This window comes from Olivibacter ginsenosidimutans, from assembly GCF_039542865.1.
Classification (GTDB): domain Bacteria; phylum Bacteroidota; class Bacteroidia; order Sphingobacteriales; family Sphingobacteriaceae; genus Olivibacter; species Olivibacter ginsenosidimutans.
In genome coordinates, this window is sequence record NZ_BAABIQ010000002.1 from 121,675 (window position 1) to 137,282 (window position 15,608).

Here is a 15,608-nt window from a genome sequence, read left to right on the forward strand (position 1 = left end):
AACAAATCATTCCTTCATATTGCCGGGAGCCGTCCGACAACATAGGCAATTATCCTCGGCCAGCTGGCCGATCTGTATCGTATCGGCACAACGGTTTTTTTACAGCGGGAATGACACTGGAGGAAAAAATACGCTTTTTGAGAAAGAGAGAGAAATAGCACGGTTGCGCAGTGCGGAAAATGCACCCCTTCCAGAACGCATTTTAAAGCCCTGTGAGCAACTTTGCATAAAATATAACCTACGGTTATATCTTTTATAACCGTAGGTTATGAAAATTATAACCCAGGGTTATGAAAATTATAACCTTCCGTTAGCAGGTTATTCAATCCCTATGGTTTCTTTTGTAAATAGAATTTAACCTTAACAAATAGTTTATTCAAATATGAAACCATTAACCGTTAATTCCTATAGCTTCAGGCTATCCAAGAACCGTTCTAGCATTATATTATCGGTACAGCTGCTCACCGCCTTTTGTCTGGTGTTTTTCCAAGGGAAAGTAGCAGCGCAGGTACAGACCGGTGTTTTCAAGACATCCGCTGGCAATACCGATTACCATTTTTTTACCCGAAATGGTAACGGTACGGCAGTTTATATGAATCAGATCGATAATACCAATCCCATTCTGCGGCTTTCAAGCGGCACGGCAACAGCTAATCAGAACGTAAAATTTACAGTAGAGAATAATGGAAAGGTAGGTATAGGAACAACCAAGCCCAGCCAAATGCTCCATGTAATCGGCAGTGTTGCTGCGCAAGGGAGTTATTTATCGTATAATCCGGATAATCCCTCGGCATCCGTTGCCCTAAGCTGGTTAGATAATGTGGCACGCATCCGGGTAGGAGGAACCGGGGATGGTGCAGGTAATGGATTGGATATCCAGTCCCATAGCGATATCAGCTTAATGCGTTTACTGAGTAATGGTAATGTCGGTATTGGAACGACCGATCCAAAAGCCAAACTGGCTGTCAACGGCAATATCCTGGCCAAGGAAATTAAGGTGAAAACCGATATCACTGTTCCGGATTATGTGTTTGAAGCGAATTACCAGTTGCCTTCTTTAACCGAGGTGGAAGCCTATGTTAAGGAGCACAAACATTTGCCCGAAATCCCTTCGGCGAAGGAAATCGGTGAAAAAGGTTTGGATCTGGCCGAGATGAATTTACTCTTGCTGAAGAAGGTGGAGGAGTTGACTTTACGTTTGATTCTGAAAGAGAAGGAGGTGAACCAGCAAAATGAAAGGATTTCGAAACTGGAAAAATTATTTGGACAATAGAAATTGATAGGAATGACAATATCACCGCAACACAGTATGATGGAACAGAAAATAAATCAATCGGGGCACTTGCCATTAACCTTAATGGTCAATAAGGGTGGACAAAGAAATCTTTTAATCATATGGAGGTCTTTAAACCTATTAATACATCGGGTATTAGTGTATGGTATTGTATTTATACCAGCTTTACTACATGCACAGGAATTTTGGTCGGGAACAAAAAATACGACCACTACGATCAGCCGTACCGGTATAACGAATTTTGGTTATACCCAGATCCGGAATAATGATAACCTGAAAGCCAGTATTATCGAGCATACCAATCCAGTAGGGGATTTATATATCCGCAGTTCCATAAATGTCCAGGACGGGGGGAATATTATTTTGAATGACGGTACAGGTAACGTGGGCATAGGTACCACGCACGCTGTTGCCAAACTGACGGTTAACGGCAATATCCTGGCCAGGGAAATTAAGGTGAAAACCGATATCACGGTACCGGATTATGTGTTCGAAAAGGATTACCAGTTGCCTTCTTTAACCGAAGTGGAGGCTTATGTTAAGGAACACAAACACCTGCCAGAAATCCCTTCGGCTAGGGAGATAGGTGAGGAAGGATTGGATGTGGCGAAGATGAATTTACTCTTGTTGAAGAAGGTGGAGGAGTTGATGCTTATCGTCATTGAGCAGCAAAAAGAACTGAATATCATAAAGAAGAAAATGCAATGATCGGTCGAATAAGCGATTGAATTCAATAAAAAAACTGAAGCGTAATAAGAAACTAAACTTTAATATTCTGTTAATAACATGGGAAAAATAAGGAAATTATTTTACTTAATAGTAATTTACAAATTAGAAGTAACATTGATATGTTGTCTTCTCATTTCGAACGTTATGTTGGCACAGATTAACCCTGAAATACCGCTGCCTGCAAACGATTTAGCCTTGGCAAAATATATTGAAGTTCCTGTCAGTCTATATACGGGAATTCCGTCAATAGTAATTCCCCTTGATAGTTTGCAAGGTAGAAACATCGATGTAGATCTTTCTTTATCGTATCATGCTGGCGGTTTAAAAGTATCTGAAGAGGCATCTTCCTTCGGTTTGGGATGGTCTCTGAATGCTGGAGGAGCAATATTTAGGGTTGTGAGAGGTGAGATTGATCATAAAACTAGAAAGCCGATACCTTTGCTACCGGATATTGATTGGAATTACATAGACGAGTTATCCCAAACAAAATGGGAGGATAACCAACCTGATTTATACATTTACAATTTTGCAGGATTAACGGGTCGATTCTTTTTATCCGACACAGGGGAGCCCATAATAGAAGACAGCAATAATCTTCAAGTAAAACCTTTTTTTAATGATTCCAATGACATTACAGGCTTCGAAATATCGGATACGAAGGGCCGGAAATATACCTTCGGTACCAATCAGAATTTTGCTACAAGCGCTGTACAGCCATTTGTTTTGAATGGTGAGACGGGTAGCTTTGACGCAGGTTTAATAAACAGCAGTGTTACTGCCTATTATCTTTCTCAAATTCAGTCTGCTGATACTAAAGAGAATATCGAGTTTTCTTACGACTCTGAAAATTATGACTACCGTACAAATGAAAAGTGTAATTATCATGATTTTACCGTCGGGGGTTCGTTGGAAGGGCGTGCTAATTTAACTTATCAGTGGATAAGGATAGCCAGTAAGAGAATTAAGACAATTACTGGTCCATTTTGGAAGGTTGTGTTTGAATATAATAACGAAAGGCAGGATTTAAATAGTTTTAATTCATCAGTTCCGAAGGCGGTATCAGCTATAAGAATCTATAATATAGATAACAGGGAAACAAAAAGTTTCAATTTTTACACAAGTTATTTTATTAGTGAAGGGATTGATATTGCCGCTATGGAAGACAAATTTCAATATAGGAGATTACGATTAGATTCTTTAAAGATGTTTTCGGGCGACCGACAAGAAAGTTCTCCTCCATATAAGTTTGTGTATAATGCACTCACTTTACCGTATAAAAAATCGCCTGCTCAAGATTATTACGGTTTCTTTAATGGGGCATGGACCAACGATCGGGATATGATTCCTAATTTAAATGGGATAGAACTACGTGATGTGGTTTCCAATAGTCAAGTATATCTTAATATAAGTGGTGGTTCTAATCGTAATCCTAATGAATCCGCGGCGAAAGCCTGTGTTTTATCTGAGATAAGCTATCCTACAGGTGTGAAAAATAAGTTTGATTTTCAAGCTAATACCTTTTCAAGTCTTACCTATCCATTAATAAACGAAATTACCTCCGTTGGTATCTCTGGTTATGAAGAATCGGACGAGAATTTTCAACTGCAGAAAGTTTTGAATCTTCAGGCTAACGATGCAGTAGAAGTATTATTTGAATTTCGATTGGCAGCCAAAAATTATACGGAAGGCTACGCGACTTGTACAATAAATGGTAATCTTTATAATGTAAGTTTGGGTTTAGAGAACCCAGTGACCATCCATACACAGAAATTACCTCTGTCATTTCTAAAAAATGGAGAGAATAACATAAAAATCACAGCAAGGCATGGAAAAACGACGCTAACTATTAAAAAGAAAAGCAGTGAAGGTGTTCGACAAAATGAGATTGGGGGCGGATTACGAATTTCTAAGATAACGACTACAGACCCGACATCGATACAAGAGTTGAATTATGATTATACAGAGCATGATACAATTACTTATAAATCAATGGGAATGACTAGTGGAAGTATTGTCACAGAACCAGCAGTAGTATCTACTTATCTAAAAACAACTCAAACTGAACCGGTCCAACTATATAAACAGCTTTTAAGAGTCTATTCGAATCCGATAATTGATTTAGAAGCAACCCATGGAGGATATGTCGGGTATGGTGAAGTTAAAGTGATGAAAAATAACGGAACGGATGGAAGCGAAATATATTATTATTCTTCCCCTAAAGAATATCCGGACGTTAAATCTAGTGTTTCTAGAGCATATGATGCGATTACGCACGAATCATATAAAGGAGTATTTGAATATATCATTAACAGTAATCTACAAACCGCAAGCCCACCTGCACCTGATGAGAGTATGGATTTTAAACGAGGAAATTTGATTAAAAAAATCACCTTGGATAGTGCTAATAAAATAATTGGTAAAAATGTATACCAGTACGAATACATGGGGGGGACAGCTATAAGGGGAATAAAGTTCGAGAAATTTTATGCGACTGCCACTATCGGAAGCGGGGGAATTCCGCTAACCGTATTAAGTGCTATAAACTATAATATCTATCGAGAAAATTTAGGCTATGCAAATTTGTTAAAGAGAACAGAAATCTTATATACAAACCAAGTCAATCCAATTAAGATTGAGCGGTCTTATACATATTACAGAAACCCTGTCGTTGCCAGCCAGTTAATTGAGGATTTTGGCGATCATACGTTAAAAACTGTTTATAAATACCCTTTCAATTATAATAATAGTGTTTCAAACATTAAGAAGCTATTGGATCTTAACTTAACAACTATCCCTGTTAAAACCGAGCTGTTTTCTTCAGATAAACAGATTGGGGGAGAAATTAGGACATACAATGACTTCGGTGCGATCAAAAATGTCTATCGTTATGAATCTAGTGAATTAACATCGGCGGTTGCTCATGATCCGAATGTAATTCTTTTGCCGAAATACAGAAATACAATTTCGTTGGAATATGATGTCCAGAATAGGTTAGTACAATCGCAGGAAAAAGAAAATATAAGTACAACTTATATCTGGAGTTATGGGGGGCAATATCCTATCGCAGCTGTTAAAAATGCGCTTTATAATGAGGTAGTGCCTGTATTAGGAGGAGCCACGGCCGTAAATAATTTTTCAATTGCTAAACCTTCGGATACAGCAATCCGAGATTTTATTGCACCCCTTCGAACAAATACAGCATTAAAAAATGCCCAGATAGCCACCTTCACCTACGATCCGTTGGTAGGCATGACGAGCAGCACGGATGCTTCCGGCCGAACGACGTACTACGAATATGACGGCTTCGGTCGTTTGCAGCAGGTGAAGGAAACACAGGGCAAACCGATTTCCAGTTATGACTACCATTACCAGAACCAATAAAGCGAGAGCCATGAAAAGATACCATAGAGAATATACCGTTATAAACAATATGATTGCCCTGATTCTGCTGCTCGTTCTGCCATCGGCCGTGCAGGCCCAGCTGGTGCTGAACACACCCACCACAGGCGAGAAGACCGATCCGGTGAGCATCACGCTGAAGCCGGGCTTCAGCACGAGCAGTTTCCACGCCTATATCACCAGTCTGTTGCAGCCGGTGGCACTGGGAAGTGCCCCGAGTGCAGGGCAGAACTACATCCGCACGCGGACGTACCTGAAGGATGCGGTCTCGGCCTCGCCGCAGACCGATGAGCTCATGGAGGACGTGGCGTACTTTGACGGGCTCGGCAGGCCAGTGCAGAGGGTGGGTACCAAGGCGGGTGCGGCCTACCAGGATATCGTAAGCCAGCAGAGCTACGATACCTTCGGACGGGAAGACAAGAGCTACCTTCCCTATGCTACATCCACGGCGGGCAACGGGAGCTACAAGGGGGATGCGGTTACGGCACAGGCCAGCTTTTACAACAGCGGTACGGCCAATGGGGTGGTAACGATCCCCAAGCCTTCGGGGAAGAACACGCCTTCCTTCAGCCGCCCGGTGTACGAGGCCAGCCCGTTGAACCGGGTGCTGGAGCAGGGTTTTGCAGGTTCGGCGTGGCAGCCGGCAGCGGACGGCTATAGCGGAGGGGGTCACAGCGTGCGCACGGAATATACGACCAATAACAACGAGCTGCTGAGTGCGGTGGAGAAGACGCGCAAGGTGATGCTGTACCGGGTGGGCTACGAAAGCAATGGAAGGCCGAAGCTGGAGCTAACGGCCAGCCAGTCGTACGGATCGAACCAGCTGTACGTTACGGTGAGCAGGAACGAGAACTGGGCCGGGGGGACCCCGGGCACCTTTGCCTACCGCCTGAACACGACGGAGGAGTACCGGGACAAGCAGGGGCGTGTGGTACTGAAAAGGACCTTTAATGCCAAGGACGGCAGTACGCAGGAGATGCTGAGCACGTACTATGTGTACGATGATTTCGGGAACCTGTGCTATGTGCTGACCCCTGGGGGCACCCCGGACCGGGCGACGCTGCCCACGGGGACGGCACTGCAGGCCTGGCTGGACCGCTATGCCTACCAGTACCAGTACGATGGAAGGAACCGGATGAAGCGGCGGCACGTTCCGGGCAGGAGCCACTGGGAGAGCTTCAACTATAACCTGATGGACCAATTGATCCTGCATGAGACGGCCCGGGATTCAGCGGAGAAATACGATGGGTTCTACACAGGGAGCCGCTACCACCATTTCTACAAGTATGATGGGCAGGGCAGGGTAGTGATGACGGGAGTGGAGAAAGACCGGGGGAACACGCAGGAGGAGATCGAGGGCTATATCAACGCGGTTGGGCAGGCCCAGTGGGAGGAGCGCTCTACGGCCATTGGGAACCTGCACGGGTATACGAACGTGAGTATCCCGACGGCCAGCGGGAACTTCGATGTGCTGGAGGTGAACTATTACGACCGTTATGCGGGTATCCCGGACCTGCCATCGAACCTGGACAAATCCTCGGATGCGGCCTATTCGAAGATGACACAGGGCCTTCCGGTGGCCAAGAAGACCAAGGTGCTGGGCACAACAGACACCTACCTGTGGACGGTGTACTACTACGATGAACGGGGCGACAATGTGCGTACGCTCAACCAGCACTACAAGGGAGGTGCGTACAACACGAACAACTATGACGATATTAAGAACGAATACACCTTTACCCATCAGCTGAAGAAGAGCACCCGGGAGCACCATGCAGGCAGTGCAACAGCGTCACTGGTTGTTATCACGGAATACAGCTATGACCACCGGGACCGCCCGGTGGATACGTGGAAGACAGTGAAAAGCGGCAGCGTACAGGGAACCAGGACCCTGGTGGCCCGGAATGAATACAACGGCATCGGGCAGCTGAAGGCAAAGCAGCTGCACAGTACGGATGGCAATACCTTTGGTCAGCGCATCGCCTACAGCTACAACGAGCGGGGCTGGCTGCGCACGGCAAACGCGGCACTGTTCAGCCAGGAGCTGCGCTATAATACGGGCACACAGCAATACTACAACGGGAACATCGCCTACCAGCTCTACAGCCGGAAGGCTGGAGGCACGGTAACGGTTCGGGACACGTTCAGCTACACTTATGATAACCTGGATCGGCTGCGGACGGCGGCACTGCCGAATAACCGGGCGCGGGAGGGGATGCTGTACGACAAATTGGGGAACCTGGAGGTACTGAACCGTCGGGACCAGTCGGGCACGGAGGTGGATGCGCTGAGCTACACGTACAATGCCAAGGGGCAGCTGTCCTCGGTCACCGATGCCCGCACGGCTGGTGGCACGGGTACCCCGTACATGCCTGGGGGCACGACGAGCTACAGCTACGATGCCAACGGGAACCAGCTGACGCGGGTGAACAGCGGCAGTGCGTCCACCAACATCACGGCCACGGTGTACAATTACCTGGACCTTCCGCAGCGCATAACGGTGGGAGGGACGACGATAACGTATACCTACGATGGTACGGGCAGGAAGCTGCGGAGCGTGAACGCGGTTAATGGGGAGGCCCGGGATTATATTGATGGGATTGAGTATGCGGCCGGTACACTGGACTTTGTACAGATGGAGGAGGGACGGCTGGTAAACAAGGGGAGCAACAATTACGGCTATGAATATTTCCTGAAAGACCACCTGGGGAACACCAGGTCGGGATTTGCGGGCACGGCACCGGCCACGCCGACCTTTGGTTCGGATTACTATGCCTTCGGATTGCAGGTACAGCAGAACCTGCTTGCGGATAACCCGAAGAACAGTTATCTTTACAACGGGAAGGAGTTGCAGGACAGGTTGGGCATGTACGATTACGGGGCAAGGTTCTACGACCCTGTCATCGGAAGGTGGGGAAGTGTAGATCCGTTGGCGGAGAGCTTCCAGTCCTACTCACCGTACAACTATGGACTAAACAATCCGATCGTAATGACCGATCCTACTGGATTAGCAGCTCGATCAACACATACTGATTCTACCGGTAATGTTGTGGCTGTATATAACGATGGTGATTTGGGCGTATACAGGCATGATAATGCGAGTACAAAGACAGAAGTTGATGCTGCGAGAAAAAAGTCAGGAGATACTGCCGGTGGAGGGGAAAAGATGGGAGAGACAGAGTATTGGGATGAGTTTATTGTTCCAGGGACGAACAAAGCTGGAGGATCAATCCATTTTAGTAAGGATCCCGAACAATCATGGGATGTTCTTGTGGCCTGGGGGAATAGGCGAGCTAAAAATCAGGATTTATCGATAACTCAGGAAGAGTCAAAGCTCAATGGGGTGTTGGATATAAAAAATAACAGGGCCTGGGCAGATGCAGGACCGATGACGGGTAGATTGCTCAACGGAAAGTATGCTACAGCAAGGTCTGCAGGAAACTATTTAGCGGGAATGAATGGGGTGACAGGAACTTTTCAGGGTAGACATATAAGCGGAGAAACCTATATGAAATTAGCGGGAGCCTATCAGGTTGGTGCATTTTCTAAGATCAATATATTGAGGATACTGATGTTTGGTGCGGCTTTTGGCCCTGCTCCATATTATGGGGAGGAACCTTATTCCGGACGTAGGATCTTAGAGGGGATAAAAGCTGGATCAAAATAATAGATAGAATGACAAGAGCTGTTTTTATTATGGTGTGCTTCCTACTGGTACAAAGTTGCTCCTCTGGAGGGCAAGATACCTTCAATAGTGTACTGTTGGAATCCAGTAAGAAAGAAAAAATATATGTCAACACCTTAAACTGGGGTGTGACAGATGACCATCAAATATCAGCAATATCTCTCAATGCCGATAAAGTGCGTGATCGATCTGACACAGTAGGTTCTGTTAAAGGATTGGATCCTTTTGTTTATAGGTTTAAAGATGATACGTTGACTTTATACTTTGATGGAGAAGTAAATTACCGGCTTCTTGATAAGATGAAGACTGTTTTTGTTAGGTATCAAACTCTCGATAAAGGAAAGTATAGGACGGTGTATGCAAAGGCAATTAACAGGATTGATGGTTATAGCACCGTTCCGCCGAGAAAGGATGTGGACTATCCGTCCGATATGCCTCTGCCAAAAGAAAGATAAAACAACTTAACATTAATGAAAACAATTGATAACGCCCCGGCGGTTGCCGGGGCCTTTTTATTGCGCATAGGTCTTGGCGTCCCTGATGACGGCATTGGCGAGGAACAGGAGCTTGTCCTTTACGGAAGGTTCCAGCTCCTCGATATCATCTATCAGCTTTAGGGTCTGTTTGTCCATACTGGCCTTGCTGGTCGATCCGGCAAGGTAATCCAGTGACACGTCCAATCCCTCGGCGATCTTCCTTGCCACCTCGATGGAGGGCGAAGCCTCGCCCCGTTCATACCTTTCTATGATCTCTCTTGACACGCCCGCAATCTTGGCAAGGTCGGTCTGTGACATCTTTTTTGCCTTCCTAAGGGCTGTTATCCTGTCTCCTGTGTTCATGATAATGCACAAAATACTGTCTGTAATCTCAAAAACTGCGCACGGTAACTTCAGCTACACTTATGATAACCTGGATCGGTTGCGGACGGCGGCACTGCCGAATAACCGGGCGCGGGAGGGGATGCTGTACGACAAATTGGGGAACCTGGAGGTACTGAACCGTCGGGACCAGTCGGGCACGGAGGTGGATGCGCTGAGCTACACGTACAATGCCAAGGGGCAGCTGTCCTCGGTCACCGATGCCCGCACGGCTGGTGGCACGGGTACCCCGTACATGCCAGGGGGCACGACGAGCTACAGCTACGATGCCAACGGGAACCAGCTGACGCGGGTGAACAGCGGCAGTGCGTCCACGGGCATTACGGCCACGGTATATAATTACCTGGACCTGCCGCAGAGTATAACGGTGGGGGGGACGACGACAACGTATACCTATGACGGCACGGGCAGGAAGCTGCGGAGCGTGAACGCGGTTAACGGGGAGGCCCGGGATTATATCGATGGGATTGAGTATGCGGCCGGTACACTGGACTTGGTACAGATGGAGGAGGGAAGGCTGGTAAACAAGGGGAGCAACAATTACGGCTATGAATATTTCCTGAAAGACCACCTGGGGAACACCAGGTCGGGATTTGCGGGCACGGCACCGGCCACGCCGACCTTTGGTTCGGACTACTATACCTTCGGATTGCAGGTACAGCAGAACCTGCTTGCGGATAACCCGAAGAACAGTTACCTTTACAACGGGAAGGAGTTGCAGGACAGGCTGGGCATGTACGATTACGGCGCAAGGTTCTATGATCCAGTGATCGGGCGTTTTGGGACGGTAGATCCACTTTCTGAACAGATGAGGAGGTATTCTCCTTACAGTTATGCCTTTAATAATCCTATTAGATTTATAGACCCGGACGGGATGGTTCCTCGTCCTGGCCAATCTGGTATATATTATGATTACGATGAACAAAGATATATAAATAGTGAAACGGGAGAGAATTCGTCCTTTGAGGAAGCTATAGCTTCTCTTGCAAATAGTGAAAGCAATAAAAACAGGACGTCAGAAGCGAACATAGACAAAACCAGTGGTAACCAATCGGGTGTTGGAATACCGACTTCTTCCAATTCTTTTAATTTAAAAAGAATTGGTGAAAGTTATTATACAAATATAACATATGAAGAAAATTTTTGGGATTTAAATGGGTTTGACGGAAATGGATATAGAATAATGAATGTAGATGTCCGCAGTCTCAATGTTATGGTATCTTCTAGAAATAGAAAAGGACAATTTGCAAATATTAATGACATAAAATCAAATCTTGCGTTAGCCTTTACCTTTGCTAGAACAGAAATCAATGAAAGATTTATGAAAGGAGAAATAACCTCTAATGAACAAGCAACTAAATATCTAGTTGATAGGTTGAATATTTTCTTAAAATCGTATTTTCCCTATGGATCAGCACAATTGAGGACTCCAAATAAATGGCATGGTACAGCTAAATCTCAATTAATATATTTACTACCTTAATATAAATATAATGGATGAGAATAATAAAAAAAATATTCCTAAGTCTACGATTAAAGGGAGTGGATTTGTAAACATAAATTGGAATGGTGAAAAATCAGGTAGTCTAATGTATTCGAGTTCTAACTGTATTCTTCTTGGAAAGGAAGATGTCCCGTACATGTTATACACAACTCCCAATATAGTTCAATTGCTCGCTGCAAAAAAGGGGGAGGGTTTGTATAAGATAAGGAAGCTTGTTCTAACATCTTTTTTTGGTTCGAAAACTAACTCAAATAATCCGTATACTGAAATTCCGGAATGGATTGGTAATTTTCAAGAATTGCAAGAGATATACTTCGAAAACATAAATGTCGACAGGTTAGAAATAGTTAAAAGTCTATATCTTACTAAATTAAGTTTCAAAAATGTGACATTTAGACATATTTCTAGCATTTGCCGTTCAATTAATGGCCTAAGTATGTTGGAAGAAATACATCATGATGAATCCTTTCACGATGTTCTGTTATGTTTGGATAAAAGAATCAAAACGGTGAACATTATATAGTAACTGTGTATATCTGAATTCTTTATTCCGTGTTCCAAAAGTAATGGTCTGTAGAAACAAACAATATCCGGAAAGCAATGGTAAATACAACGAGAAGATGGATCATATGAATATAGATGAGGCTACTTTGAGCATTTCCGAGGATGCCATCAAACAATTGCTCAAAAACATGGGAAAGGGTAGAAAGACGTTAACAAGGGATGAAATCAATGCTTTATTTCGTGAATAATTATGGTTAAATCAATCAATGTCATTTTAGTGCTGTGTGGGGTATTCCTTTCCTACCTATCATTATGTTTTTTTGTTTTCAATGTTTTTTCGATTGAACTTCCTTTTCCGCAGATCCAAAGTAAGACAATGTTTTATTCTCTGTATGTCGTTTTTCCTATTTTGTGTGTAGGGCAGTTTATACTTTCAAAAATTTACAGATATCCCATAATAATACCGCTCATCTTTTTTCTCTTTTGGTGCAATGCCGTTTTCTGGTTATTTTATTCCCTGTCCCAAAAGTAAAGATCAATAGATAAAAACAATGCTCGGAAAAATAATAGGAACCATAACGGTGAGAAGATCATATGAATATAGATGATGCTACCTTGAGTATTTATGAGGATGCCATCAAGCAATTGCTTAAAAATATGGGGATGGGTAGCAAAACATTAATAGGGGATGAAATCATTGCTTTATTTCGGTGAATAATTATGGTAAAATGATTAATGTAATTGACTGACGTGCTGGGAAATTCGGTTGGGTATGCTGATCTTATGGGATTGGATACTATTGCCTAAGCAATTTGCTGAATTTGGGATTAATGGACATTAAACCCGAATTTCAATAAGACTGTAAAAACATCAAAAAAGTAAAAAACCGAAAGCTCATCGCCATTGCCTGATTACTGATCCCTGATAACTCAATAGTCAAAGATTTTTATTATTTTCGCATGCGCTAAAGTGAAACAGTTGATTTAATGAACGACAAATAAGTATGGCTGACGAAACAGAAAATGACGATAATTTGGTTCCGGCAAACGACCGGATCATACCTATTAGTATAGAAGAAGAAATGAAATCCGCCTATATTGATTATTCAATGTCGGTTATCGTTTCTAGGGCTTTACCGGATGTTCGGGACGGCTTGAAACCTGTGCATAGAAGAGTGTTGTATGGGATGCTTGATTTAGGTGTGACGAGTGGTAAACCGTATAAAAAATCTGCACGTATTGTGGGAGATGTATTAGGTAAATACCACCCACATGGTGATAGCTCTGTTTATGATACCATGGTGCGTATGGCGCAAGAATGGAGTCTACGTTATCCATTGGTAGACGGACAGGGGAACTTCGGGTCTGTCGATGGAGATAGCCCTGCTGCCATGCGTTATACAGAGGCTCGCTTAAAGCGCATCGCCGAGGAGATGTTGGCCGATATCAATAAAGACACCATCGATTATCAACTCAATTTTGATGATTCGCTGCAAGAACCGACAGTATTGCCGACAAAAATTCCTAATTTATTGGTAAATGGCGCATCGGGTATTGCGGTAGGTATGGCTACCAATATGGCTCCTCATAATTTAAGTGAGGTCATCGATGGTACGGTAGCCTATATTGAGAACAGGGAAATAACCGTTGCCGAATTGATGCAGCATATTAAAGCGCCTGATTTTCCAACCGGAGGCGTGATTTATGGTTATTCAGGTGTGCAAGACGCATTTGAAACGGGAAGAGGGAGAGTGGTTATGCGCGCAAAGGCGGAGATTGAAGTAGCCAAAAATGATAAAGAAACCATTGTCGTTACCGAGATACCTTATCAAGTAAATAAGGCCGATATGATTAAGCGTACGGCCGATTTAGTTAATGAGAAAAAAATTGAAGGCATTGCAGCCATACGCGACGAATCCGATCGGGAAGGTATGCGTATTGTCTACGATATCAAAAGGGATGCAAATGCTTCTATCGTTTTAAATAATTTATTTAAACATACCGCATTACAAACTTCTTTCAGCGTAAATAATATCGCTTTAGTGCATGGCCGGCCCATGCTCCTTAACCTGAAGGACATGATTCATCATTTTGTGGAACATCGCCACGAAGTGATTGTACGGCGTACCAAATTTGAGCTGGCTGAAGCAGAGAAAAGAGCACATATCTTAGAAGGCTTGTTAATCGCCTTAGATCATCTAGACGAGGTCATCCAGTTAATCCGTTCATCAGATACCCCAGAAGACGCTCGGATTGGTTTAATGGAAAAATTTGGCCTGTCCGATCTACAAGCAAGAGCTATTTTGGATATGACTCTTCGACGGTTAACCGGACTTGAGCGCGATAAGATTAAGGAAGAGTATGCCGAATTAATGAAGACCATCGATTATTTAAAATCTATTCTTGCAGACGAAGGCTTGCGCATGCAGATCATTAAAGATGAGCTTTTAGAGGTTAAGGAAAAATATGGTGATGAGCGCCGTTCGCAAATTGTGCATTCTGCCGAAGATATGCGCATGGAAGATTTTATTGATGATGAAGAAATCGTTATCACGATCTCGCATGAGGGATATGTTAAGCGTACGCCGTTAACGGAGTATCGTATACAGGCCCGTGGCGGTAAGGGATCGTTAGGTTCAACTACGAAAGAAGAAGATTTTACAGAACACATTATAACTGCATCGGCCCATAATTACATGCTTTTCTTTACGGAAGCTGGTCGTTGTTTCTGGCTAAGGGCCTTCGAAATTCCGGAAGGTACCCGAACCTCACGGGGAAGAGCCATCCAGAATATTGTCAATATTCCTAAAGAAGAAAAAATTAAAGCGTACATCAAGGTGAAGAACTTGAAAGACCAAGAATATTTGGAGAACAATTTCATCATTATGTGTACCAAGCAGGGCACGATTAAAAAAACTTCTTTGGAAGCTTATTCAAGGCCAAGAGCAAACGGAATTAATGCCATTAACATTAATGAAGGTGATCAATTATTGGAAGCTTGTTTGACTGATGGAAATAGTGAGATCGTCATGGCACTACGTTCGGGTAGAGCTATTCGTTTCAACGAATCTACCGTAAGACCTATGGGAAGAACAGCGACAGGGGTTCGCGGAGTTACACTTGCAGGGGCTCAAGATGAAGTAGTTGGCATGATTAGTGTTAATAGTAAAGAAGTAACCGTGTTGGTCGTGTCTGAAAACGGATATGGAAAGCGTACTGATCTTGACGATTACCGAGTAACCAATAGGGGAGGGAAAGGGGTTAAGACGTTGAACGTAACCGAGAAAACCGGGCAATTGGTGGCGATCAAAGATGTAACGGATAATGATGATTTGATGATCATTAACCGTTCTGGAATTGTTATTCGTATTGCTGTTAGCAAACTGAGGGTTATGGGAAGAGCAACACAAGGTGTGCGCTTAATAAACCTGAAAGAAACGGATCAGATCGCTTCGATTACTAAGGTGGAGCACGAAGAAGAGGAGGAAGATAGCACAAATCTTGATGAAGGCAATCTTCCGAATGATGCTCATGACGGTGAGGAAGCGTAACGTTAACGAAAAGGAATTAGTAACAGGGCAACCGTTGAAAATAAAATGTTTCGAGTTAGTTATTT

9 protein-coding genes are annotated in these 15,608 nt (G+C 43.9%); 8 read left to right on the plus strand and 1 reads right to left on the minus strand.

Annotated elements, in window-relative coordinates; translation table 11 throughout:
• Positions 1–382: 382 nt before the first annotated feature.
• The 5 genes from ABD930_RS01385 (at position 383) to ABD930_RS01405 (ending at position 9,562) form a co-directional block, all read left to right on the plus strand.
• Positions 383–1,273 (plus strand): hypothetical protein, encoded by an 891-nt coding sequence (locus tag ABD930_RS01385; protein ID WP_345229887.1) that lies wholly within the window; start codon positions 383–385, stop codon positions 1,271–1,273.
• Positions 1,274–1,285: 12 nt separating this feature from the next.
• Positions 1,286–2,002, plus strand: a complete 717-nt coding sequence (locus ABD930_RS01390) for a hypothetical protein (protein ID WP_345229888.1) — start codon at positions 1,286–1,288, stop codon at positions 2,000–2,002.
• Between the two features lie 165 nt (positions 2,003–2,167).
• Positions 2,168–5,404, plus strand: a complete 3,237-nt coding sequence (locus ABD930_RS01395; RefSeq protein WP_345229889.1) for an RHS repeat domain-containing protein — start codon at positions 2,168–2,170, stop codon at positions 5,402–5,404.
• 10 nt (positions 5,405–5,414) lie between these two features.
• On the plus strand, positions 5,415–9,089 hold the full coding sequence (locus tag ABD930_RS01400) for a DUF6443 domain-containing protein (RefSeq protein ID WP_345229890.1): 3,675 nt from the start codon (positions 5,415–5,417) through the stop codon (positions 9,087–9,089).
• An 8-nt stretch (positions 9,090–9,097) separates the two neighbouring features.
• The gene (locus ABD930_RS01405; RefSeq protein WP_345229891.1) at positions 9,098–9,562 is read left to right on the plus strand and encodes a hypothetical protein; all 465 of its coding nucleotides are present in this window, start codon (positions 9,098–9,100) and stop codon (positions 9,560–9,562) included.
• Between the two features lie 57 nt (positions 9,563–9,619).
• On the opposite strand, the gene ABD930_RS01410 is transcribed toward ABD930_RS01405, so the two are convergent.
• On the minus strand, positions 9,620–9,946 hold the full coding sequence (locus tag ABD930_RS01410) for a helix-turn-helix domain-containing protein (protein WP_345229892.1): 327 nt from the start codon (positions 9,944–9,946) through the stop codon (positions 9,620–9,622).
• Between ABD930_RS01410 and ABD930_RS01415 the strand changes: the two genes are divergently transcribed.
• From ABD930_RS01415 to gyrA, 3 genes are all read left to right on the plus strand, one after another.
• Entirely contained in the window at positions 9,945–11,468 is a 1,524-nt protein-coding gene (locus ABD930_RS01415; RefSeq protein WP_345229893.1) for an RHS repeat domain-containing protein, read from the plus strand. The two genes, ABD930_RS01410 and ABD930_RS01415, sit on opposite strands and share 2 nt — an antisense overlap.
• Positions 11,469–12,055: 587 nt before the next feature.
• A complete protein-coding gene (locus ABD930_RS01420) occupies positions 12,056–12,241 on the plus strand; it encodes a hypothetical protein (RefSeq protein WP_345229894.1) in 186 nt (61 codons plus the stop codon).
• A 755-nt stretch (positions 12,242–12,996) separates the two neighbouring features.
• The gene (gyrA, locus tag ABD930_RS01425; protein WP_345229895.1) at positions 12,997–15,543 is read left to right on the plus strand and encodes a DNA gyrase subunit A; all 2,547 of its coding nucleotides are present in this window, start codon (positions 12,997–12,999) and stop codon (positions 15,541–15,543) included.
• The last annotated feature ends 65 nt before the right edge of the window (positions 15,544–15,608 follow it).